At 59.4% G+C, this 23,984-nt stretch carries 18 protein-coding genes and 1 pseudogene; 12 read left to right on the top strand and 7 right to left on the bottom strand.

Annotated elements, in window-relative coordinates; translation table 11 throughout:
- The first annotated feature begins 108 nt into the window (after nucleotides 1-108).
- Nucleotides 109-2,292: a DUF1217 domain-containing protein gene (locus tag EV561_RS22370; protein ID WP_245512826.1), complete on the top strand. Its 2,184-nt coding sequence runs from the start codon at nucleotides 109-111 to the stop codon at nucleotides 2,290-2,292.
- A 42-nt stretch (nucleotides 2,293-2,334) separates the two neighbouring features.
- Here the strand turns inward: EV561_RS22370 and EV561_RS37275 are convergent, their stop codons facing one another.
- Nucleotides 2,335-2,472 carry a hypothetical protein gene (locus tag EV561_RS37275; RefSeq protein ID WP_165927882.1) on the bottom strand — a complete coding sequence of 46 codons (138 nt, stop codon included), beginning with the start codon at nucleotides 2,470-2,472 and terminating at the stop codon, nucleotides 2,335-2,337.
- A gap of 406 nt (nucleotides 2,473-2,878) precedes the next feature.
- Here EV561_RS37275 and EV561_RS22365 point away from each other — a divergent pair, with 406 nt between their 5' ends.
- From EV561_RS22365 to EV561_RS22345, 5 genes are all read left to right on the top strand, one after another.
- A complete protein-coding gene (locus EV561_RS22365) occupies nucleotides 2,879-3,940 on the top strand; it encodes a class I SAM-dependent methyltransferase (RefSeq protein ID WP_132524541.1) in 1,062 nt (353 codons plus the stop codon).
- A gap of 104 nt (nucleotides 3,941-4,044) precedes the next feature.
- Nucleotides 4,045-4,629: a TetR/AcrR family transcriptional regulator gene (locus EV561_RS22360; protein ID WP_132524539.1), complete on the top strand. Its 585-nt coding sequence runs from the start codon at nucleotides 4,045-4,047 to the stop codon at nucleotides 4,627-4,629.
- Between the two features lie 213 nt (nucleotides 4,630-4,842).
- Nucleotides 4,843-5,466, top strand: a complete 624-nt coding sequence (locus EV561_RS22355; RefSeq protein ID WP_132524537.1) for a hypothetical protein — start codon at nucleotides 4,843-4,845, stop codon at nucleotides 5,464-5,466.
- 158 nt (nucleotides 5,467-5,624) lie between these two features.
- Nucleotides 5,625-6,479: a cytochrome b/b6 domain-containing protein gene (locus tag EV561_RS22350; protein ID WP_132524535.1), complete on the top strand. Its 855-nt coding sequence runs from the start codon at nucleotides 5,625-5,627 to the stop codon at nucleotides 6,477-6,479.
- Nucleotides 6,476-7,252, top strand: a complete 777-nt coding sequence (locus EV561_RS22345; RefSeq protein WP_132524533.1) for a molybdopterin-binding protein — start codon at nucleotides 6,476-6,478, stop codon at nucleotides 7,250-7,252. Before EV561_RS22350 ends, EV561_RS22345 begins: the two co-directional genes overlap by 4 nt.
- Nucleotides 7,253-7,260: 8 nt before the next feature.
- Here EV561_RS22345 and EV561_RS22340 read toward each other — a convergent pair whose 3' ends face one another.
- On the bottom strand, nucleotides 7,261-8,841 hold the full coding sequence (locus EV561_RS22340; protein WP_132524531.1) for an EAL domain-containing protein: 1,581 nt from the start codon (nucleotides 8,839-8,841) through the stop codon (nucleotides 7,261-7,263).
- Between the two features lie 287 nt (nucleotides 8,842-9,128).
- Between EV561_RS22340 and hmpA the strand changes: the two genes are divergently transcribed.
- Nucleotides 9,129-10,331, top strand: coding sequence for an NO-inducible flavohemoprotein (gene hmpA / locus EV561_RS22335; RefSeq protein ID WP_132524529.1), 1,203 nt, complete (start codon nucleotides 9,129-9,131; stop codon nucleotides 10,329-10,331).
- A 145-nt stretch (nucleotides 10,332-10,476) separates the two neighbouring features.
- Nucleotides 10,477-10,949: pseudogene (locus tag EV561_RS22330) on the top strand (Rrf2 family transcriptional regulator).
- On the opposite strand, the gene EV561_RS22325 reads toward EV561_RS22330, so the two are convergent.
- Nucleotides 10,936-12,483, bottom strand: coding sequence for a cation:proton antiporter (locus tag EV561_RS22325; RefSeq protein WP_132524527.1), 1,548 nt, complete (start codon nucleotides 12,481-12,483; stop codon nucleotides 10,936-10,938). The pseudogene EV561_RS22330 and the gene EV561_RS22325 sit on opposite strands and share 14 nt — an antisense overlap.
- A gap of 237 nt (nucleotides 12,484-12,720) precedes the next feature.
- Between EV561_RS22325 and EV561_RS22320 the strand changes: the two genes are divergently transcribed.
- Nucleotides 12,721-13,911, top strand: coding sequence for an acetyl-CoA C-acyltransferase (locus tag EV561_RS22320; RefSeq protein ID WP_132524525.1), 1,191 nt, complete (start codon nucleotides 12,721-12,723; stop codon nucleotides 13,909-13,911).
- A gap of 70 nt (nucleotides 13,912-13,981) precedes the next feature.
- On the opposite strand, the gene cueR is transcribed toward EV561_RS22320, so the two are convergent.
- Together cueR and EV561_RS22310 are read right to left on the bottom strand one after the other, a co-directional pair.
- Nucleotides 13,982-14,386: a Cu(I)-responsive transcriptional regulator gene (gene cueR / locus EV561_RS22315; protein WP_132524523.1), complete on the bottom strand. Its 405-nt coding sequence runs from the start codon at nucleotides 14,384-14,386 to the stop codon at nucleotides 13,982-13,984.
- A gap of 9 nt (nucleotides 14,387-14,395) precedes the next feature.
- Nucleotides 14,396-16,903, bottom strand: coding sequence for a heavy metal translocating P-type ATPase (locus EV561_RS22310; RefSeq protein WP_132524521.1), 2,508 nt, complete (start codon nucleotides 16,901-16,903; stop codon nucleotides 14,396-14,398).
- Nucleotides 16,904-17,055: 152 nt separating this feature from the next.
- Between EV561_RS22310 and EV561_RS22305 the strand changes: the two genes are divergently transcribed.
- The 3 genes from EV561_RS22305 (at nucleotide 17,056) to EV561_RS22295 (ending at nucleotide 19,440) form a co-directional block, all read left to right on the top strand.
- The gene (locus EV561_RS22305; RefSeq protein ID WP_132524519.1) at nucleotides 17,056-18,180 is read left to right on the top strand and encodes an RHE_PE00001 family protein; all 1,125 of its coding nucleotides are present in this window, start codon (nucleotides 17,056-17,058) and stop codon (nucleotides 18,178-18,180) included.
- A gap of 158 nt (nucleotides 18,181-18,338) precedes the next feature.
- Nucleotides 18,339-18,839, top strand: coding sequence for a ferritin-like domain-containing protein (locus EV561_RS22300; RefSeq protein WP_132524518.1), 501 nt, complete (start codon nucleotides 18,339-18,341; stop codon nucleotides 18,837-18,839).
- A 91-nt stretch (nucleotides 18,840-18,930) separates the two neighbouring features.
- A complete protein-coding gene (locus tag EV561_RS22295; protein WP_132524517.1) occupies nucleotides 18,931-19,440 on the top strand; it encodes a low affinity iron permease family protein in 510 nt (169 codons plus the stop codon).
- 235 nt (nucleotides 19,441-19,675) lie between these two features.
- Here the strand turns inward: EV561_RS22295 and EV561_RS22290 are convergent, their stop codons facing one another.
- Both EV561_RS22290 and EV561_RS22285 read right to left on the bottom strand, forming a co-directional pair.
- Nucleotides 19,676-20,698 (bottom strand): zinc-binding alcohol dehydrogenase family protein, encoded by a 1,023-nt coding sequence (locus EV561_RS22290; protein ID WP_132524516.1) that lies wholly within the window; start codon nucleotides 20,696-20,698, stop codon nucleotides 19,676-19,678.
- 135 nt (nucleotides 20,699-20,833) lie between these two features.
- Nucleotides 20,834-23,983 (bottom strand): efflux RND transporter permease subunit, encoded by a 3,150-nt coding sequence (locus EV561_RS22285; protein WP_132524515.1) that lies wholly within the window; start codon nucleotides 23,981-23,983, stop codon nucleotides 20,834-20,836.
- Nucleotide 23,984: the final 1 nt, after the last annotated feature.

Below are 23,984 nucleotides of genomic sequence, written 5' to 3'. Positions count from 1 at the left end.
CACCTTCGCGCAAGGTCCCCGTGTAATTCCTTGCCGGTCTCCGTTGTTTCCGGAGGCAGGTGGGGAAAGGGGGCTTCAATGCTTTCCACGTATCTTGGATATTCGATCGTGAATCGTGATATCCCGGCAGCGCTCGATCGCGTCGCGGCGCAGCCGGCGACAAAGCGAGAGATTGATTACTACAATGCGAATATCGGCAAGGTGAAAACCGTTGACGATTTCATGGGCGATTATCGTCTCTATAATTATGCCGTTCAGGCCTATGGCCTTGACGATGTGGGATATGCGAAAGCCTTCATCAAAAAGGTCCTGGAGAGCGATCTCAGCGACGACAACAGCTTTGCAAACCGCATGTCCGACCAGCGCTACAAGGATTTCGCTGCGGCTTTCAACTTCGGCGGAAACGGTACTGCTGACGTCCAGTCGGAGGCCCAGGAAGACGAGCTGATCGGCCTCTACAAGCATTCGTTTGCCGACGAAGAGACATCTGCAAAGACTGAGGCGGATTACTGGAACGCCAATATCGGCAAGGTAAAGAACGTCAGCGGCCTCCTCAACGACAGTCGCATGCGCGACTTCATGCTGAAGGCCACGGATATCGATCCGACCTATGTGTCGAAGGACTTTCTCAAGTCTGTCCTGACGAGCGATCCGAACGATCCCAACAGCGTCGCCAATCAGAGCGGCATTGCCGGCTTCAAGACCCTTGCCGGATTGTTCGATTTCAAGGCCGACGGAACATTGTCCGGCGATACGGCCCAGACCGCCGACCAGGCATCTAAGCTGGTGGAAGCCTATCACTTGACCGTGCCGTCCTATGTCACGGAGACGGCGGCGAAGTACAACAAGGCTTATTACGAGAGCAAGATCGGGTCGATCACAACCGTTTCGCAGCTGACCGGCGATCCCCGTCTTTTCGCCTATATCAAGTCGGCGTTCAACATGCCTGCAACGCTGAGTGCGACGTCGGCGGAGTCGGTTTTCAAGAGCAATCTGGATGATCCAAAGAGCGTTGCAAACATTCTGGGGCTTGCCTCAGCGGTCAAGAAGTTCAATTTCAACCAGGGTGGGACGCTTCCCAGTGGAACCCCGGCTCAGAGCGATGAGCAGATAAAGCTGACTTCGAAAGACTATCTTGCCAACTACAGTAGTAGCCATGATCTGGATGTGACCAACGCCGCCAACAATTTCATCAATCGCACGACCAGCGGCATCAAGACGATCGACGACTTCTTCCTGAGCAACAAGGACGACAAGAGCCCGTTGAACGACAAGCAGCCTGAACTGTACGAGGTTGCGCTGCGGGCCTACGGGATCGAACTGGATACGATCACCAAATCGGACCTTCGCAAGGTTCTGACAAGCGATCCCTATGATCCCAAGAGCTACGTCAACTCGCTGAAGGACGACCGTCTGGTGAAACTCGCCAAGGCGTTCAATTTCGACAGCGACGGCAAAATCACAACGCCCCTGGAAGCGCTGTCTCAAAATCAGATCAGCAAATATGCGTCCGACTACAAGAAGCAGAAGACCGTCTTGCTGACAGGCGCACAATTGACGGCGGCTAAGAAGACTGTGCAGGACGATACCGACTATTTCAAAGAGACTATGAGCAAGGTGAAGACAGCGTCGGACTTCCTTGCCGACAAGAAGCTTGTTTCCTTCGTGCTGACTGCCGAGGGCCTGGACCCGAAGACCTATGAGAAGGACAAGGACTTCCTAAAGAAGGCTTTCGCTGCGGATCCGGACGACGCGAAGAGCATTCTCAACAAGCCCGAAAACGCCAAGATCAAGGATATCGTCGTCTCGTTCAACTTCGACACCAAGGGTAATCTGACGCGGGACACTTCAGGCGTTGCCCAGTCGGAGATCGGGTTGAAGCAATTGAACGCAACGTTTCTTCGTCAAACCCTGGAGAACCAGGAGGGAGAGACGAGCGACGGGGTTCGGCTCGCACTCTATTTCGAGCGCAAGGCTTCCGGCGTGACCTCGATGTTCGACCTGATGGGGGACAAGGCTCTGTTTCAGGTCATCACGACGACGTTCAACTTGCCGAGCGGCATATCGAACATGGATGTCGACAAACAGGCCGAGGCGTTGAAGCAGTTCATCGATATCAAGGACCTGCAGAATCCGAAAAAAGTCGATTCGTTGCTGAAGCGGTTCACGGCGATGTACGACCAACAGAATGGCACTGCCAATTCGCCATCGCTTTCCATCCTAACCGGGGGGGGAGCGGTCGGAATCAACGCGGACACGCTCCTTTCCATCGCCCAGCTTCGGTCGCGCTGACGGGGTTGTCCGAAGAGATTGGGAAACATTTGCCGCGGGCCGCTATTTGGCCTGCGGCGCTGTTATGCTGGCTTCCAGCTGGCCGCCATTGGCTGCCTGCCCTTCGCCCGAGGGGTTTAGGACTACGAGACTCAGGATCGAAGCGATCATTAGAACTACGACGGCAATCATCACTCGCATACGGTATCCTCATCAACCTTCGCGACAAAACGCTTGGCGATGGGCCTGGGTTCCCGTAGCGTTGGTGATCTACTGTTGCGATGGGCTCTGCTGATTCGGCATCAGACCCTCGGACTCGCGCATGGGCTGCGAGGGGTTGACCAGCAATATGCTGAGAATGACCAAAACCAAGGCAAAGATGAGGGAAAGGCCGATCAGTAGGGGGCGGATCGCCATCGCTCGCTGCTCCGTTCATTAGTGTGACCGTTATGGGACAAATAACACAAGAGCACGAGGTTTTTGAGGCAGTTGCCCATGGGGAACCCCCTTTGGGATGATAGTTTGATCGGTTCATTCAAGACAGCCGAGTTGAGTTGTTCTTACCGTGTTGCTGGCCTCGACGCTGCTTTATCCACGGGAGGATACTATGCGTGAACCTGACATGCAGAAACTCGACGCCTTCGTTAATCGATTGCTCGGAGATATCGGGGCGGCCACTTCCGGCGCCCTCGTCATTCTTGGAGATCATCTCGGTCTCTTCAAAGCCATGGCCGATGGTGAACCGCTGACGGCAGCGGAGCTTGCAGGCAGGGTGGGCGTCAAGGAACGCTACGTGCGGGAGTGGTTGTCCGCACAGGCGGCATCCGACTATATCATCTACGACGAGCGGACCGACCGCTTCAGCCTGACACCGGAGCAGGCGATGGTCTTTGCGCAGGAAGACAGTCCCGCCTTTTTCATGGGCGCCTACGATATGATACAGTCCATGTGGATGGATGAGCCGAAGGTGGCCGAGGCGTTTCGCACGGGCAAGGGCCTCGGCTGGCATGAGCACAGCCTGTGCCTCTTCCGCGGGACCGAGCGATTCTTCCGGCCAGGTTACAACAAACACCTCATTGATGAATGGATCCCCGCGCTCAAGGGCATGAAGGAAAAGCTGGAAAGAGGGGCAAGGGTGGCCGATATCGGTTGTGGCCACGGGGCTTCCACGATCCTCATGGCCCGGGCCTATCCCGAATCCAAATTCCATGGCTTCGACTATCATGGTCCGTCCGTCGAGCGGGCGCGCGAGGCGGCGAAGGAAGCCGGCGTGTCCGATCGCGTGACGTTCGAACAGGCGCCGGCAAATCAGTTTGCTGGACAAGGCTATGATCTCGTTGCCATGTTCGATTGCCTCCACGACATGGGCGACCCTGTTGGCGCCGGTCGGCACGTCAGGGAGACGTTGGCGCCGGATGGCATCTGGATGATCGTCGAACCATTTGCCCATGACACGCTGAAGGAAAATCTCAATCCGGTGGGCAGGGTCTACTATTCCGCCTCAACCATGATCTGCACGCCTGCCTCGCTATCCCAGGATGTGGGGCTGGGACTGGGTGCGCAGGCGGGAGAAATGAAGCTCCGCAAAGTCGCGATGGATGCTGGATTCCATCATTTCCGGAGGGCGACGGAAACGCCGTTCAATATGGTCTTCGAGGTGCAAGCCTGAGCGAACCCGAGCTGAGATAGTAGCTCCCGGGAGCCCGGGTCCATCCGCGGGCTTCCCCTCTCGATCTGCTTGACAAGCTTCTCTGCGCTGGGCAGGTTTTGCCCATGCGAAACCCTTCTTCCAAAGCGGATGAGATTCTTCAGTCCGCCGGCAACCTGATCATTCTCGGCGGATATAACGGATTCAGTTACGCTGATATTTCTGAATCCGTGGGTATCAGAAAGGCGAGCATCCATCATCATTTTGCGACCAAGGCCGACCTTGTGCGGACCGTTGTGGCGCGCTACCGCGAAGGCGTTCGCGCGGCGATGGCGTCGCTGGAGGCGAGCGTTCCGGATCCGGTCGCGCGATTGCGCGCCTATACCGGCTATTGGGAGGCCTGTATTCGCGATAGCTCGGCGCCCTTCTGCATCTGCGCCATGCTCGCGGCGGAGCTTCCGGTGCTGCCGCTTGATGTGGCGGTCGAGGTGCGTGGCCATTTCCGCGATCTTTCCGCCTGGCTGGCTTCGGTGATGGAGGAAGGTGTGCGGCAGGGGCGTTTTTCGTTATCCCGCACGGCTGCCGACGAGGCGGCCACGTTTATGGCAACGGTTCATGGTGCAATGCTCTCGGCGCGCGTCGAAGGCGACGAGGCGGCATTTGCTGTGATCGTCGGGCCGCTGTTTGATCGGCTTTCAGTCCGTCATTGATCACGGGTGCGCAAGCGCCTGTTTGCGATCAAGTCAGCCTCACCATTGTTTGATTGGCCGCTCTGTCGGTGGCTGGATAGGATCGCCCATATCGCAGAGAGACGGATTGGGCGAACGCTTTCAGATTGTTCGTCGCCCAAATCGATCGATCTGGCATCCAGTTGTGTTATCGGAACGTCTACCGATTAGTAGGTCAGTCAAAGGAGATATAAGATGGATCGTAAGCATCTGGCAAAGGGCGCCTTTGCGCTGGCGGCGGGTATCGTCGTCACGTTCGCCGCTGTTCAGGCAGCAAACGCCGCAGATCGGGTGCGCGTGCGTGGCACCATCGAAAGCCTCGACGGCGATACGCTGAAGGTCAAGGACCATGACGGCAAGGAAATCATGGTGATGCTGAAGTCAGGCTGGGCCGTGGCCGGCGTCGTCAACGCATCCGCTGCCGATATCAAGCCGGGCGATTTTGTCGGCATCGCATCTGTGCCGACCTCCAGCGGCGTCAACGGCGCAATCGAGGTCGTGGTGTTCCCGGCTGCGATGAAGGGCACCGGCGAGGGTGATCGTCCCTGGGACTCCAAGCCGAACAGCTCGATGACCAATGCGACCGTCGCCAATGCCGTCAAATCGGTGAGTGGCCCGACGCTGACACTTACCTTCCAGGGCAAGGAAAAGAAGATCAATATTCCTGATGGCACTCCGGTCGTGACCTTCGCGTCCGCGAGCAAGGATGACCTGAAGGCCGGTGCAGGCGTCTTCATCACCGGCGACAGCTCCGGCGATGGCATGGTTTCCACCGATCGGGTCGCTGTGGGTCTCAACGGTGTTGTTCCGCCGATGTGATCCATTCCATGAGCCGCGTCGCGGACGCGGCAGCGGCCCATGGCAAAAAATCTCTCCCGGACTGTAACAAATTGCCGCTAAGCATCGTATTCCTATTCGTGGGAGGGATGACGCCATAGGCGACGATCGGTCCTTCCACTCTTACGAGGAGTACCGTCATGGCCGAGAGCGAAGGTGGTCTGTCGTTGCCATCAGCTAAAACCGTCTACATTCGTCGCCACTCCCTGGTCACGCGCATCTCCCATTGGATCAACGTCCTGTGCCTCAGCCTGCTTTTGATGAGCGGGATGCAGATCTTCAACGCGCATCCGGCACTCTACTGGGGTCAGTATGGTGCGGATGCCGATCCGTCCTGGCTGCAGATGAAGGCAGTCGAGGACGGTGAGACGCTGCGCGGCACGACCCGCATTGGCGACATCACGATCCCGACGACCGGCATTCTTGGCGCTTCCAGGGTTGACGGCGAAATGACCGAGCGCGGTTTTCCGGCCTGGGCGACAATCCCGAGCTATCAGGATCTGGCGACGGGCAGGCGATGGCATTTCTTCTTTGCCTGGCTCTTCGTCATCAATGGCTTCGTCTATCTCGTCTATGGCTTTGCCGCGGGCCATTTCCGCCGCGATCTCGCGCCCTCGGGCGGCGAGCTGAAGCCCCGCAATATCTGGCACGAAATCATCGACCATGCGCGGCTGCGTTTTCCGAAGGGCGACAAGGCGCGGCACTATAACGTGCTGCAGAAGGTCACCTATCTCGTGGTCATCTTCATTCTGCTGCCGCTGATGCTGGCGACCGGCCTGACCATGTCGCCAGGCATCGACGCCGGCTATCCCTTCCTGCTGGACGTCTTCGGCGGTCGGCAGACCGCGCGCAGCATCCATTTCATCAGCGCCTGGACGATCGTGCTCTTCGTCATCGTCCATCTCGTGATGGTCATTCTCTCTGGCCTCTGGAACAACCTCCGTTCCATGGTGACCGGGCGCTATGCTATCCGCACCGAAGGATCGAACATATGACCTCGATCATAAACCGCCGACGTTTTCTGATCGGTTCCGGGGCCGCGCTCGGCGCAGTGGGACTGACCGGGTGCGATGATGTCGTGCAGAACGAGAACGTGCAGAAGGTCCTGGCGATGGCCGAGCAGCTGACCATGCGCAGCCAGCGCCTGCTCGTGCCGCAACAGAAGCTCGCGCGCGAATTCACCGAGAAGGATATCTCTCCGACCTTCCGCCCGAACGGCACCAGCCAGCCGGGTAGCGAGGAATATGCTGCGATGGTGGAGAACGGCTTTTCCACCTGGAAGCTGAAAGTCGATGGCCTGGTCAACCAGCCGATGGACCTCTCGCTCGCGGATCTGAAAAAGCTGCCGTCCCGAACGCAGATCACGCGCCACGACTGCGTCGAAGGCTGGAGCGCGATCGGCAAATGGACCGGTGTGCCACTTGGTCTCCTGCTGCGCAGCGTCGGGGTAAAGCCGGGCGCGCGTTATGTCGTCTTCTACTGTGCCGATGAGCTCGAACAGACCCTGGATGGTAGCGGCCGCTACTATGAAAGCATCGATCTTATCGACGCGTTCCATCCGCAAACCATTCTTGCCTATTCGATGAACGATAAGGATCTGGAAGTCGCCCATGGCGCTCCCTTGCGCCTGCGTGTCGAGCGTCACCTGGGCTACAAGCACGCCAAATACCTGATGCGCATCGAGGTCAGGGACAAGTTCAGCGATATCTGGGGCGGGAATGGCGGCTTCTGGGAAGACCGTGGTTATGAATGGTACGCCGGCATTTGAGGCGGCTTTCAGGCCTGGTTTAGGGAAGGCAGGTCGCTTTCTCGCGACGCGATGAATGCGATGGCCTGGTCTGCGGGAACCGCTTTTCCGAAGAGATAGCCCTGTCCGATATCGCAGCCATGGTTGACGAGATAGACGAGTTGGCTGTGTTCCTCGATCCCTTCCGCCGTTGTCTTGATGCCGAGGCTGCGGCCGAGGCCCAGCATGGCGCGGACGATCTTTTCCTGCCGCTCCTCGCTGCCGTAGGTGGCAACGAAACTCTTGTCGATCTTGATCTTGTCGAAACGATAGCGTGCCAGCTGCGCCAGGCTGGAGTATCCGGTGCCGAAGTCATCGAGCGCAATCTGGACGCCGGCGCCGTGGAGTTCGTCGAGAATGAGTGCGGCGATCTCCGGCTCCTGGATGAGCGCATTCTCGGTAATTTCAATCTCGAGCCGATGCGGCGGCAATTGTCCCTTGGCGAGAATACGCAGAATGCGCGTCGCGAGCAGCTTGTCTTCCATCTGCACGGGCGAGACGTTGAAGGAAAGCGTAATGTGATCCGGCCAATGCCGGGCATCGAGACAGGCCTGCTTGAGGAGATTCTCGAAGAGTTCCGTGATCATGCCCGTCTCTTCGGCAATGCCGATGAAGGCGGGCGGAGGAATGCTTATACCGTCATTGTCGGTCCAGCGTGCCAAGGCCTCGAAACCGCAGATATCGCCACTCCTAAGATTAATGAGAGGCTGATAGAAGGGCCGGATTTCGTTTTCCTGGATCGCCGCGCGCAGTTTCGATTCCAGTGCTGCCCGCTCGGTCACCTTATTTTGCATCGCCTCTTCATAGGCGAAATAGCGGTTCGGTCCCTGGCTCTTCGCCTCATACATCGCAAGATCGGCGCAGTGGGCCGCTTCCTCGAGATTTGCGTCCGCCATCGTCGTTGTCGCGTAGCCAATGCTGGCACCAACCTCCGCAGGGAGGGACCCGATATGGATGGGGCGCGTCAACGCATGGATGATCATCCGTGCGAATTTCTCTTCGCGCTCGCGCGTCAATCCGGTTGCGACGACGATGAATTCGTCGCCGCCGAAACGATAGACGCAACCGACATCGCCGAGCGCGCTCAGGCGCCGTGCGACCTCGATCAGCAGGGCATCGCCGCCCTTGTGTCCGACGAGGTCGTTCACCTTCTTGAATCCGTCGAGATCGACGGAAAATACGGTGACCGTCTGGTCCTCCGGCTCGCCGTCATCATCTGAGGATCTCATCTGGCGGCGGCCGAAGAGCCGGCGCTCGAATGCATATCGGTTTGGAAGCTTCGTCAGATGGTCGTGGGTGGCCGTCCAATCAGCGCGTGCCTGGGCCTTCGCGCGCAGGTCCATTTCCTTACGCAGGTCATAGATGCGGAAGATGGAGTAAAGGAAGCTCATGGCGCCGCCGATATTCAGCGCAAGGACCACCGCTTCGGCGCCGTAGCTTCGATAGGCCTCCAGGAACCCCAGAAGGTTCTGCTGGAACTGCAATTCGATACCGAGCAGCCAGAGCGCAAGACCCAGCACCAGCAAACACAGGAACTGCTTTCCCGCCCTCGTACGAAGAAAATCCGACATCCTCACCCCCAACATGTCGAATGTTTCTTATCGTAACATTGTGAAATAAACGTTGAAATATTGAGGGCGATTTCTCGCAGATTTTGGAGAAAGTGTATTAACCAGCCCGTCTCTGTGGCCTCTGTCTCGGCAATTGCGGCAGTGCAGATCCGGACCGACTTACCCTTGCAGGGACGCGCTGTGACAGAATGGCGCGGAGCCCATTTTGCGATAAAAGATACATTGTAGGTATGTCTTTTATCGAATAAATCTCCTGCATCGATAGATCTGAAAGCAAGGAGACCAAGATGTCAGAACCTCTCAGCGAACCGATAAGGGCCATCGTCCGGGCCACAGTGCCGGCGCTTGCGGCGCATGGAACGGACATTACAGCGGCGATGTATCGGCGGCTGTTTAGGGATGCCGAAGTGCGCGATCTCTTCAATCAGTCCAATCAGGGGGAGGGCGGCCGGCAGACCAAGGCACTTGCCGGTGCGATCCTTGCCTATGCCCGCAACATCGACAATCTCGGCGTCATGGGGGCAGCCGTCGAGCGTATCGCGCAGAAGCATGCCGGCCTGCAGATACTGCCGGCTCACTATCCCTATGTCGCGTCAGCGCTGCTCGGCGCGATCGAGGAAGTGCTGGGCGAGGCTGCGACGAGCGAGGTCCTTGCGGCCTGGGGCGAAGCCTTCTGGTTTCTGGCAAACATCCTGATCGGCCGCGAGAAGCAGATCTATGGGGACTTGCAGAACTCCGAAGGCGGCTGGACGGGATGGCGGCAGTTCCGCATCGAGACCAAGCGGCGGGAGAGCGACATCATCACGTCCTTCATCCTGCGGCCGGTCGATGGCGGCGCCGTGATACGTCACCGCCCCGGCCAGTACCTGACGTTTCGCGTTGCTTTGCCTGGGCTTTCGCCCCAGCGGCGCAACTACAGCATCTCGTCGGCACCGAACGGCGAGACTTATCGTATCTCCGTCAAGCGCGAACCACATGGGCTGGTTTCCAACGCATTGCACAACGATTTTGAAGAGGGCGCGCTGCTCGATGTCGCCCCGCCGACCGGCGATTTCTTCCTCATCGAAAAGCCGCAGCGCCCCATCGTGTTGCTCAGCGGCGGCGTAGGGTTGACGCCGATGGTAAGCATGCTGGAAGCGATTGCCGGCTCGGATGGCAATGTGCCCGTTCATTATGTCCATGGCGCTCAGGATGGCCGCGTCCACGCCATGGGCTCGCATGTCCGCGCGCTGGCGGCTGACCGTCCGCATCTGAACACGACGATCTTCTACCAGGCGCCGACCGATGAGGACGAGAAGGGCGTGCATTACGACCATGACGGCTTTGTCACCGTCGACTGGCTGGCCGACAATACGCCGATTGCCGAGGCCGATTTCTATCTCTGCGGTCCCAAGCCGTTCCTCGCCGCCTTCGTCAAGGGGCTGGCCGGTGCCGGCGTGCCGGAGAGCCGTATTCACTACGAATTCTTCGGCCCTGCCGATAATCTTTGACGGCAAAGACTGAGAGTGCCTCCGGATTCCGGCCTGAAGTCCGGAGGCCTATTTTAGATTTCACCGATAAAATGATGGATTGGCAAGGTATCTTTGTGTGGTAGATATCCATCCGCCATTTCCATCGTTGTTCGGACAGCAGACCATGCGACTGACCGTTTACTCCGACTATGCGTTGCGCCTGATGATGTATCTCGGGCTGAACGGCGATCGTCTTGCGACCATTTCAGAGATTTCCGAAGCCTACGATATTTCGAAGGCTCATCTGATGAAATCACCCATGAACTTGGACAGAAAGGTCTCATTGAAACTGTGCGAGGGCGCCAGGGCGGAATGCGGTTGGCACGCGGTGCCTCCGAGATCGGTGTCGGTGAGATCGTCAGGGCATGCGAGCCCGATTTTGCCATCGTTCCCTGCATGGAGGCGGGGGCAACCATGGTCTGCGCGGTTCAGCCAGCCTGCGTTCTCAAGCGTGCGCTGGCTTCTGCGGCTGCTGCTTTTCTGGATGTGCTCGACGGCTATACGCTGGCGGATCTCGTTCGCCCCTCGGTGCCGCTACGCCAGCTTTTGGGTATCAACCTGGATGTCGTTCGGGCACCCCGGCCTAACCCTCGATGATCTCGAACTGGTCGGGTGTCGCCGCGGCAAGTTCCGCCCAGTCGAGTTCCCGTTCAAGGGCGTGGAAGACATCGTCATCGATCGCCCCGCTGCGGCGCAACTCTGCGAGCTTGACGCGTTTGGCCCTGATGGTTTTCCGCCTAAGCTTGTCGAACTCGCTGGCTTCACGGGGGTGAATTCCGCTGCTGGTCAGTTTGCGCTCTCCGCGATAGATTTCGCGCAGCGTACGGACCTCATCCGTCTGTTCGGACTTGTCCAATTCATCGAGTGCAGTATCGAGCAATGCCAGTCGCGTGGCGGCGATCTCGTCGCGCAACGAGTCGTCGCTTTTAAATTTAAGCAGATGGATCAGGGGGCCGAGCGTCAGGCCCTGCAAGATAAGCGTGCCGAGTACGACGGCGAGAGCGCTGAATACGATCAGATCGCGCGAAGGAAAAGAAGCCGGAAGAGCGATTGCGGTTGCAAGCGTGACTACGCCGCGCATGCCGCACCATCCCGCAAGGATGGTCATCGCCATGGATGGCGACCTCTCCGAAACGATCCCCGCCTTGGCGAGATAATGGAGCACCCGATTGTAGAACAACACCCACAGCATGCGAACGCCGACCACGACAAGGAATACCGAGGCTGCAAAAAGCGAGGCAAAAGCCAGGTCGTGTTGATAAAGCTGCATGATCGTCGCGCGCGCCTGCATGCCCATCAGCAGAAATGCCAGTACATTGAGCATGAAGATGGTCGCTTCCCAGACCGAGTAGGAATGGATACGGTTGCGCGCCGTCTGCCGCTCAGGCATGTAGCGGGCAATGACCATTGCATAGACGACGATGGCAAGCACGGCGGAAAGATGCAGCCGCTCTGCGATCACCCAGGTGCCGAAGGTTGCTACGAATTCGAAAAGCGACCCGCCGAGCGTGCCTGCGAGCCTTGTCGCCAGAAACAGGTAGAGCTTGCCGAGAAGAAAGCCGAGGAGCAGTCCGCCGGGAACGGCAAGGGCAAGCCGAGGGGCGAGTTCCGTGAGGGGGACGATCCCAGATGCCGTCGAAACTGCGGCGCTGAAAATGAGCAGCGCCACGGCATCGTTCAGCAGGCTTTCACCTTTTAACACGGCAAATGCCCGGCGCGGCAGGGAAAAGCGGCTGAGCATGGCCGTTGCGGCGGCCGCATCCGGCGGCGCGACGATTGCGCCGAGTGCGATCGCGGCGGCGACCGGCAGTCCTGCAAAGGCAACGCCGAGCCAGGCAACGGCGAGTGTGGTGAGGATCACGGCGATGGCGGCCAGCGATATTAGTGGCAGCCAATTCTGTCTCAATGTCCGCGGCGGCAGATCGTAGGCGGCGTCGAAGAGGGCGGGTGAAATAAACAAGGCGAGCGCAAGCTGGGGATCGATCGAGATCGCCGGCGCCCAGGGCAGCGCCGCAACGAGTACGCCGGCGACCGCTAGCATGGTCGGATATGGAATGACCAATCGCCGCGACGGCTGCAGGACTATGACCGCTACCGCCAGCAGAGTGAGCAAGCTTTCGAAGAAGGCCATGATTGAGGTTCCCCTTGGCGTCGATCATGTCCGGAAAAATGCGGAGGGCAAAGAGGTAAGCTGCCAGGTTCGGAAGGGAACGCACTTTTGGCGAAATGGTTTCCGGCTAATCTTGTCACGGCATTGTCCGGGTCTCGACAAAGATTCTTCCGTCGGGAATGGAAGTTTTCATGACATATGTCATTTAATTGGTTTATGATGATGGTCGTCATTTAAGTCGTCGCAGAGAGGAATGCCATGTCCGCCTCAGATCCCGTTGTCATCGTTTCGGCCACACGCACACCACTCGGGCGTTTCCAGGGAGAACTATCGGCGCTTGCTGCGCCGGAACTCGGCAGCCATGTCATTCGCGCGGCGCTTGAGCGCGCCGGCCTCTCGCCGGAACGCGTCGAGGAAGTGCTCTTCGGCTGTGTTCTTCCGGCCGGCCAGGGACAGGCGCCCGCCCGGCAGGCTTCTAGAAAGGCGGGCCTTCCCGATGCAGTCGGCGCAACCACGGTCAACAAGGTCTGCGGTTCCGGCATGAAGGCGACGATGCTGGCGCATGATCTCATCCTTGCCGGCTCAGCCTCGATCGTGGTGTCGGGCGGCATGGAATCGATGTCGAACGCGCCCTACCTGCTGGCCAAGGCGAGGGGTGGCTATCGCGTTGGCCACGACACGATTTTTGATCACATGATGCTCGACGGCCTGGAGGACGCCTATGAGAAGGGCCGGCCGATGGGTGATTTCGGCGAGGCAGCAGCCGAGGCCTATCAGTTCACCCGTGACGATCAGGATGCCTATGCGGTCGAAACGTTGACCCGGGCGCGGACGGCAATCGAGAGCGGCGCCTTCGAAGCCGAGATCACGCCCCTGTCGGTGCCCGCGAAAGGCGGTCCTGTCACGATCAGCAAGGATGAGCACCCCTTGAAGGTCTCCCCCGAAAAAATCCCGACACTAAAGCCAGCCTTCCGCGCCGACGGAACAATCACGGCGGCAAGTGCATCTGCAAATGCCGATGGCGCGGCCGCCCTGGTGCTGACGCGGCGCTCCGTTGCCGAGCGCGAGGGCCTTCCCATCCTCGCCGAGATCAAGGCCCATGCGACCCACAGCCAGGAGCCGGCCTGGTACACTACCGCGCCGATCCCTGCGATCCGCAAGGTGCTCGACAAGACCGGCTGGAAGGTCGGGGATGTCGACCTTTTCGAGATCAACGAGGCCTTCGCCGTCGTTGCGATGGCCGCCGCAAAGGATCTCGGCATCGAGCGTGATCGCCTGAACGTCAATGGCGGCGCTTGCGCGCTCGGTCATCCGATCGGCGCGACGGGAGCCCGGCTGATCGTGACGCTGCTGCACGCGCTGGAGCGCCGCGGCGCCACGCGGGGCGTGGCTGCACTCTGCATCGGTGGCGGCGAGGCGACGGCGATCGCCGTCGAACGGGTGTACTGAACTGCCCCAACGGCTCACCAGCCGTAGCGGCGTTCGCTGCCAAATACGCAAACTCCGAAAAAGCGTCCGGCTAGCCGGTTTGGACGGTCGCCGCTTCAGCAAGTTCTTCCAGGATCGGGCAATCGGGCCTGTCATTGCCATGACAGGCATGGACGAGGTGCTCGAGCGTTCGCCGAAGCTCGGTCAGTTCTCGGATCTTGCGATCGATCTCGGTCAGTTTGGATGAGGCGATCTCGCGGACGTCTGCGCTGGCGCGGCTCTTGTCCTCATAGAGCGCCAGCAATTGCCGGCATTCCTCGACGGAAAAGCCGAGACCGCGCGAGCGGTGGAGGAAGCGCAGCTTGTGCACGTCGTCGCTGCCATAGTCCCGGTATCCATTATCGGCCCGATCCGGATGGATCAGGCCTATATCTTCATAATAACGGATCGTCTTTGCCGGCAGGCCGGATCGATCAGATGCTTCGCCGATATTCATGTCGTTCTCCTATAGCTCTTCCCGCCGCAGCCGTAGAGCGTTGCCGATGACCGAAACCGACGACAGGCTCATGGCTGCAGCCGCGATCATCGGCGACAGCAACAGGCCGAAGACCGGGTAGAGAATGCCGGCCGCGAGGGGTATGCCGAGCGCGTTGTATCCGAAGGCGAAGCCGAGGTTTTGCTTGATGTTGCGGATCGTCGCCTCAGACAGATGACGCGCGCGGACGATACCGTTCAGATCGCCCTTGACGAGCGTGATGCCGGCGCTTTCCATCGCGACATCGGCGCCAGTGCCCATGGCAATGCCGACATCGGCGGAAGCGAGCGCCGGCGCGTCGTTGATGCCGTCTCCGGCCATGGCGACGACCGCACCGCGGGCGCGGAGTTCATCGACCAACGCTTTCTTGCCTTCGGGCAATATATCGGCACGGACCTCATCGATGCCAAGGCTCCTGGCGACGGCAGCAGCAGTGACCGCATTGTCGCCTGTTGCCATGATGATTTTCAGTCCGCTTGCATGCAGCGCCCTGATCGCCTGCGCCGTCGTGGGTTTGATCTGGTCCGCGACCGCGATCAATCCGGCCAGCTTTCCGCCGAGCGCGACGAACATGACGGTCTTGCCGTCGGTGCGCAGAGCTGCGGTTTCCGCATCCAGCGAGGCGACATCGATATCAAGATCGGCCATCATTGCGCTGTTGCCGAGCGCAACAGCAGTATCGCCGGACAGGCCACGGACACCCTTGCCGGTTATGGCCTCGAAGCCTGAGATGTCGCCGAGCACGGCACGGCGCTCCTCGGCGCCAGCGACGATCGCCTCGGCCAGTGGATGTTCCGAGCCGCGCTCGAGGCTGGCGGCCAGCGACAGCAGACGGTTCTCGTCCATGCCGTTCACGGCAAGCACATCGGTGAGCCTTGGCTTGCCTTCGGTCAGCGTCCCCGTCTTGTCGACGATCAATGTATCCACCTTGGCAAAGCGCTCCAGCGCCTCGGCATCCCGGATGAGCACGCCGGCATGCGCGCCGCGGCCCGTCGCGATCATGATCGACATCGGCGTGGCAAGGCCGAGCGCACAAGGGCAGGCGATGATGAGGACGGCAACGGCTGCAAGCAGCGCATGCGCCAGCCGCGGTTCCGGGCCGACGAAAGCCCAGATTGCAAAGGCTATGATGGCGGCAAGAACGACGGCAGGCACGAAGACTGCCGACACACGATCGACCATGCCCTGGATGGGTGCACGGGACCGCTGTGCCTTGGCGACCATGTCGACGATCCGCGACAGCATGGTGTCGGCACCGACTTTCTCGGCGATCATGATAAGCCCGCCGTTTCGGTTGATTGTCCCGGCAGTCAGGGCATCGCCCTTGCTCTTCTCGACCGGGAGGGGCTCGCCCGTAATCATCGTTTCATCGACCGTCGATTGACCTTCTGTAACCGAGCCATCCACGGGGACGCGCTCGCCCGGCCGGATGCGCAGCCGGTCGCCTGTCCTGACGTCATCGACCGGGATGTCCGTTTCGCTGCCGTCGGCATGGATAAGCCGTGTCGTTTTGGGAGCAAGGTCGAGAAGGGCGCGGATCGCCGAGCCGGTGCGTTCGCGTGCCTTCAGCTCCAGAACCTGGCCGACGAAAACCAGTGCAACAATGACGGATGCCGCCTCGAAATAGACCGGAACGGCCTCGCCATGGCCACGGATGCTCATCGGAAAGATATCCGGCGCCAGCGTCGCGACCACGCTGTAGATATAAGCCGTTCCAACGCCGAGCCCGATCAAAGTCCACATGTTCGGACTGCGGTTGACCAGCGAGTTCCAGGCGCGGCGGAAGAAAGGCTGGGCCGCCCAGATGACAACAGGCGTTGCGAGGATGAATTCGATCCATGTCGCGGTGGTCTTGCCGATCGCCTCGCGCAAAGGCAGGCCGAGCATCGGTCCCATGCTGAGAATGAGCAGGGGGATCGACAAGGCAGCGCTGATCCAGAGGCGGCGCGTGAAATCGACGAGTTCCGGGTTGGGGCCTTCGTCGGCTGCGGAAACTCCCATCGGCTCCAGCGCCATGCCGCATTTCGGACAATCGCCCGGTTTCTCGCGGATGACTTCCGGGTGCATCGGGCAGGTATAGAGCGTGCCCTTCGGCATCGGCTTCGCTGCCGGCTGGCCGCTGCGATAGGCATCGGGATTGGCTTCGAATTTCACTTTGCAGCCGTCGGAGCAGAAATAGAACTTCTCGCCCTCGTGCGTCAAGAAATGCCGCGCTGTCGAACGATCGACATTCATGCCGCAGACCGGGTCCTTGGCGGTCAGGTAGTCCTGCGGCGTTGCCTCGAATTTTCCGCGGCAGCTGTCGCTGCAGAAATGATAGGTACGGCCGTTGTAATCCAGCGTGGGCTTGCCGGCACGGGGATCGACGGTCATGCCGCAGACGGGGTCGCGGATTATCGCGTCATTACCATGGCTGTGATGACCACCATGGTCGCGATGATGATGATGCGTGTGATCATGTTCTTCATGCAATGTCATATCAGGCTCCAGATGCTCGCAAGAGCAGTTGGCAGCTCTTATGAACCTTCTAGTAACTGGAAGGTCAAGCACTTTTCGAACCGTCCACGAAACTGTCGTGAAGCGAACTTTGCTGATAGGTTCCGCATGACGATTTCCGTGAAGTGATTCCAATGCGATACGATCTCAGCGACCTCCCGCTATCCGAACTTCTGCCTGCCTTAAGCCAGGCGGAGGACATGCTGGCGCGGCTTGATGAACGTGTGTTGAGACACGCTGTCGCCGATGGATTTAAGGAGCGCGGTCATTTCTTCGATTCTGTTGCGGCGCTCTGGGTCGGCGGCGAACTCGTCCATGTCGAGGATCTGGTGCTGCATGACGCCCATATGGATGCGCGTGCCCCGACCCATGAGTTGACCATCGCCCACGCTGTCCTGCGGGCGCGCCGCCGCCTCTGGAATGCCGAACCGGCCTGGGGCATCAGTCCGGCCGGAATTGCGGCGATACGGGGCGGGGCGGAGGGTGCGGACGATGTCGTCGTGCCACGTCCTCCCTCTTTGCAGACAGCCGAAGATGCAGGCGAAATCGGCGATGAGGACGAAGAGGAAGATTCTCTCGCCGCTGAATTTGCCGAGATCGACGCCATTCTTGCTCGGTCCGAACGCGCTCTCGAGGCAGGCGCCGGCATCTCAGAAAGTCGCTCGGCTGCCACGGACGTCGATCCGCTGGGGCTGGTCCATGATGAAGAATGGGACGAGGAAGAACGGCTTCAGGCATGGCGAAACGTAATCCGCGATGCGGATGCTTTACCGCCATCTCTCGGTGCCGCCATGCTTTTCGATGCCTGGGAACGGATCGAGCCGCTGCGCCGGCAGCACTGGATGGGCAGCCTGCTCGTCAGCGCCTATCTGCGCAGCCGCGGAAAGGTCACCTCCCATCTCTTCAGTCTCAATGTCGGCTTGAAGTCGATCCGTCACGAACGCCGCCGGTCCCGCGATGGTACGCTTCGCCTGCTGGCCTTCCTGGATGCCATGACACAGGCGGCTGATGCCGGCTTGAAGGAGCTCGACCGGCTCTCGCTTGCCAGGAGCCAGATGGAGCGGCGAATGAAGGACCGGCGCTCGAACAGCAAGCTGCCCGGCGTGATCGAACTCATCCTGTCGCGACCGATCGTATCGGTGAATATGGTCGCTCGGCATGTCAATGTGACGGCCCGTGGAGCCCTCAATCTCGTTGGTGAACTCGGCGTACGGGAAATGACCGGCAGAGGGCGTTATCGCGGCTGGGGTGTCCTCTAGACGCTTCCCTGGCGGCAGAAAGAAGGGAAGTGGTTCGCCGACAATCCCGCCATCCGGACACTTGGCTCTAGGCAGCCCGTTGGGCCGGAACATTCGCATGAACAAGACGTTTGCAGGTCCTGGGGAGCGCGTAGAACGCCAAACGAGGAGTTGAACCTATGGCCGAGAAGACGCTGGACGACCTTTTCCATGACACACTGAAGGATATCTACTATGCCGAGCGGCAGATCCTGAAAGCCCTGCCGAAAATGGCACGCGCTGCAAAGGCACCGGAACTGCGCGCCGCTTTCGAAAAACATCGCGAGCAGACGGAAGGCCATGTCGACCGGCTGCAGGAAGTCTTCGAGATCATCGGCAAGCGGGCACAGGGCAAGACCTGCGAAGCCATCCAAGGCATTATTGCCGAAGGAGAGGAAATCATCGAGGAATTCAAGGGCACCGCGGCACTCGACGCCGGCCTCATCTCTTCGGCACAGGCCGTCGAGCATTACGAGATCACCCGCTATGGAACATTGAAGGCCTGGGCGGAAAAGCTCGGGATGAAGAATGCCGCCAAGCTTCTGGACGCAACCCTCCAGGAGGAATCCGAGACCGATATGGCGCTGACAAGTCTGGCAAAATCAGCGGTGAATTCCGCTGCACAGAAGAAGGTCGCTTGAAGTTGAACGTTACGGTCGCAGCGCCCTTGAAAGCGTTGCGACCTTTCTAATTTTCAATTGTAACGTTGAAGCGGATAGCGACCCGGGGGCCATGAAGCTGAACCATATCTTCACGATCTTTTCCACTGCCGTCGCAGAAGGTGCGGGCAAGCCCGTAACCTTCGGCATTGCCTTCATTGTTATTATCCTGTGGGCCATTTCTGGCCCGTTCTTCGGCTATTCCGAAACCTGGCAGCTCGTGGTCAATACAGCGACCACCATCGTGACCTTTCTGATGGTTTTCGTCCTTCAGAATTCGCAGAACCGCGACAGCAAGGCGATCCAGACGAAACTTGACGAACTCATCCTCACCAGCAAGGCGCAAAACAAATTCATCGGCGTCGAAAATCTCGATGAGAACGAGCTGCGCGCGCTCAGCAAGAGCCTGCACAAGCAAGCCGAACGCATCGAGGCGAAGGTCGATCGAAAACGAACCAAGAAGAAACCTGTGGCACAGATCGCTAAATCGGCATCGCCAAGAGAAGAGGCGGCATCCCTGCCAAAGAGTTCTCGAACTGCCCGCAACACCGTTGTCCCATCGGCCGGCAAGAGTAAATCATAAGGCTCTAGCGCCTTGCCACTGGGGTTGTTCGATCACCTTTCATGATCCCGGCGTGAATTCCAGGGACATCCTTATGGATCGGACGTTCCTCGTCTAGGGTCCGCAAGAGACCCTTTAGGAGGAAGCACCAAGAGAAGACGACAGCGACCGGATCGAGGTCCGGTCGCGCTCTGTCAACGGTGCAAGAACTGTCTGATCTTTTCAGCTCTTCAGGAGGTTTGTTCCATCCCCTGTCTTAGACGCTACGCTCGATGATGATCTTCAGCGCATTGCGGTTGCCGTCCCAATAGGGAAGGGCGCCTTCCGCTTCGTCAAACGGCACGATCTTGGAGATCAGCGCATCGGCCTGGTCGCCGATCGTCTCGAGATGGCTGATGACGTCGCGGAAATCCTGCATGACGGCGTTGCGTGAACCCATGATATCGAGCTCTTTCAAATTGAAGAACTGCGTCTGGTAAGTCACCGGTGCCTTGGAATAGCCAACATAGACGACACGCCCACCGAAGCAGGCCAGATCGATCGCCTGCGTGAAGGTCGCGGGCAGGCCGACGGCTTCGAAGGCGACATCGACGCCGTCGTCACCCGTAAGCTCGCTGACCCTTGCCACCACATCTTCATTGCCGGCATCGATCGTTTCGACCGCACCGAAGGTCTTAGCGAGAGCACGTTTTTCTTCGCTGAGATCGACGGCAATCACCTCGGCGCCTCGCGCGACCGCAGCAATCAGCACGCCCATGCCGATCATGCCGCAACCGAGCACGACAACGCGGTCGCCGCGTGAAACCCGGCCACGCTCGACCGCGTGGAAGCCGACGGAGAGTGGTTCGACAAGAGCAAGGCGATGCGCAGGCAGAGTATCGTTCAGGATGAGCTTTTCCGCCGGCAGAACGATTTCCTCCGCCAGGCCGCCATCCTGCTGAACGCCGAGCGTCTTGTTATAGCGGCAGGCGTTCAATCGGCCTTTGCGGCAAGAGGTGCATTTGCCGCAGTTGGTATAGGGCAGAACGATGACGCGCTTTCCGGGCTGATAGGCCGCATCGACGCCTGCGCCGACTTCAAGGATTTCGCCGCCGATTTCGTGGCCGGGGATGCGCGGAAGCTTCACCAGCGGATTGAGGCCTTTGAATGTATTGAGGTCGCTGCCGCAGAGGCCGATATGGCGAACGCTCACCCGGACTTGGCCGTTCCCGAGCGGCGCTTCTTCCACCTCGTGAAAGCGGGTAACGTTCTCCGCCTCGATCATCAATGCCTTGATCATGCTGCCCTCCCCCGGCGCCTGCCGAGCGCCGATCTTTCGGGCATCCGGACAGGTATCCAGCCTTCATATCTATTTCGCAAAGCAAACGCCACGGCTCTCTTGCAAAAGCCGTGGCGCCTTTGATGTCAGCAGCGACTATTGGGCCGCTTCGCTTGCCCCTTCGGGAACGTCAGGCTGCTTCTCTTCCGGCAACTTGCCCTTGAAGATGCGGCGGACGCTGACGAAGAGCAACGGTATGAAGAACACGCCGAGCACGGTCGCCGAGATCATGCCGCCCATGACGCCGATACCGATCGAGTTCTGGCTGCCGGAGCCGGCGCCATTGGCGATCGCCAACGGCAGAACGCCGAGGATGAAGGCGAGGGAGGTCATGAGGATCGGGCGCAGACGCTGCCTTGCCGCCTCCAGCGTCGCTTCGATCAGCGGCTTGCCGGTCTTCTGCTGATCGATCGCAAATTCCACGATCAGAATGGCGTTCTTCGCAGCCAGACCGATTGTCGTGAGCAGGCCGACCTTGAAGTAAACGTCATTCGACTGGCCGAACAGGGTTGCCGCTGCCAAGGCGCCGAAGATACCGATCGGAACCGAGAGCATGACGGCGAGCGGGATCGACCAGCTTTCATAGAGGGCTGCCAGCGCAAGGAAGACCACGAGGATCGAGATCGCATAGAGCTGCGTCGCCTGGTTGCCCGAAAGCTTTTCCTGTGCGGACAAGCTCGTCCATTCATGGCTGAAGCCCGGAGGCAGCTTGGCCATGATCTGGTCGATCTCGTTCATGGCGTCGCCCGATGAAACGCCGGGAGCTGCCGCGCCCTGGATTTCGACTGCGGAGGAGCCGTTATAGCGTTCGAGGCGCGGCGAGCCATAGGTCCATTTGCCGGTCGCGAAGGCTGAGAACGGCACCATGTCGCCGCTGGAGTTCCGGACATACCAGCGATCGAAATCCTCCGGCTGCATGCGGAATTTGGAATCGGCCTGGACATAGACCTTCTTCACGCGCCCGCGATCGATGAAGTCGTTGACATAGGTGCCGCCCCAGGCCGTCGACAGGGTGGAGTCGATGTCGGCGAGGTTGATGTTGAGCGCGCTCGCCTTTTCCTGGTCGATCTCAACTGAGTATTGTGGCGTGTCTTCCTGCCCGTTTGGACGGGTGCCGAAAAGCTTGGGATCCTTGCCGGCGGCTCCGAGCAGAATATTGCGGGCAGCAATGAGCTGGTCATGGCCCGCGCCGTTAATGTCCTTGATGAAGAAGTCGAAACCTGACGAGCTGCCGAAGCCGGGAATTGCCGGCGGGGCAAGCGCAAATACGCTACCATCCTTGATCTTGGAGAACGCCCCCATGGCGCGGCTGGCGATCGCCTGCGCCTTCCCTTCCTTCGTCGGCCGCTGAGCAAAGTCCTTCAGCTTGATGAAGGCGATCCCTACGTTTTGGCCCTGTCCGTTGAAGCCGAAGCCGGCAACGGTGAAGACGGCGTCTACATAGGGCTTCTCTTTTTCGAGATAGTAGTTTCTCACCTGCGCCAGAATCTGCTTCGTTCGATAGTCGGTGGCGCCTGGCGGCAGCTGCACGCTGGTGAGCAGAATGCCCTGGTCTTCATCGGGCAGGAACGAGGTCGGTAGCTTGTTGAAGAGATAGCCGACAGCACCTGCAATCAGAACGAAGATAATAAGGAAGACCGGCGTGAACCTGATGATGCCGCGGACGGACCGCTGATATCCGCGGGTACCGCGATCGAAATTGCGGTTGAACCAACCGAAGACGCCGCGTTCCTTGGCGCCATGCTTCGGCTTCTTCAGGATCGTCGCGCAGAGCGCCGGCGTCAGGATCAAGGCCACCACGACCGACAGGATCATGGCCGAGACGATGGTCACCGAGAACTGGCGATAGATAACGCCGACCGAGCCGGAGAAGAAGGCCATTGGAATGAAGACGGCGGACAGAACGGTGGCGATACCGATCAGGGCGCCGGTGATTTCTTCCATGGATTTGATCGTCGCCTCGCGAGGCGAGAGATCTTCTTCCTCCATGACGCGCTCAACGTTCTCGACAACAACGATCGCATCGTCGACGAGAAGACCGATCGCGAGCACCATGCCGAACATTGTCAGCGTGTTGATCGAATATCCGAAGAAGGACAACACGCCGAACGTGCCGAGCAGAACGATCGGAACGGCGAGCGTCGGGATCAGCGTCGCGCGAATGTTCTGCAGGAACACGAACATGACGATGAAGACCAGCACGATTGCTTCGAACAGCGTCTTGACCACGTCCTCGATCGAGAGCTTGACGAAGGGTGTCGTATCGTAGGGATAGACGACCTCAACATTGGGCGGCAGCGTCTGCTTCAGGCTGTTGATGGTGTTTTCCACCGCCTCGGCCGTATCGATCGCGTTTGCGCCCGATGCAAGGTTGATGGCGAGACCGGCCGAAGGCTGGTTGTTGTAGGCGCTCGAGCTGGTGTAGCTGTCGGCACCCAGCTCGACACGGGCCACGTCGTTCAACCGGACGAGCGCGCCATCGGGCTGGCTCTTCAGGATGATGTTTTCAAACTGCTCCGGCGTCTGCAGGCGGCTCTTGGCCGTCACCGTCGCATTCAGCTGCTGACCTTTTACCTGCGGAAGAGCGCCGAGCTGGCCCGCGGAAACCTGCGTGTTCTGGGCTTCCACTGCGCCAACGACATCTGACGTCATCAGCTGGTATTTCGCAAGCTTGTCGGGGTCGACCCAGATACGCATTGCATACCCGGCGCCGAACAGCTGCGTGTCACCGACACCTGGCACGCGCTTCAGCGTGTCGTTGAGCGTGCTGTTGACATAGTCCGCAAGGTCGTTGCTGCTGAGCTTGCCGTCGGTCGACACGAAACCGATAACCATCAGGAAGTTCGAAGTCGACTTCGAAACGACGATACCCGTGTTCTGGACAATTTGAGGCAATTGCGCGGTAACCAGCTGCAGCTTGTTCTGCACCTGCATCTGGGCAACGTCGGGGTTTGCCTTGTTGTTGAAGGTGAGCGAGATCGATGCCTGGCCGGTCGATGTCGAAGTCGCGGCCATGTAGTCGAGGTTGTCGATACCGGTCATGCCCTGCTCGATGACCTTGGTCACCGAGTTTTCGACGGTCTGCGCGTCCGCACCTGAATAGGTGGCGCTGATACGCACTGTGGTCGGTGCAATCTGGGGATACTGCGAGATCGATAGCGTCGTAATCGACAACGCGCCGGCCAGCATGATGATAATGGCTATAACCCAGGCAAAGATCGGCCTGTCGATGAAAAAACGCGACATC

The sequence above is a fragment of the Rhizobium sp. BK376 genome, from assembly GCF_004341625.1.
Classification (GTDB): domain Bacteria; phylum Pseudomonadota; class Alphaproteobacteria; order Rhizobiales; family Rhizobiaceae; genus Rhizobium.
The sequence above is the reverse complement of the archived record's forward strand: the minus strand, read 5'-3'. Positions and strand labels throughout refer to the sequence as shown.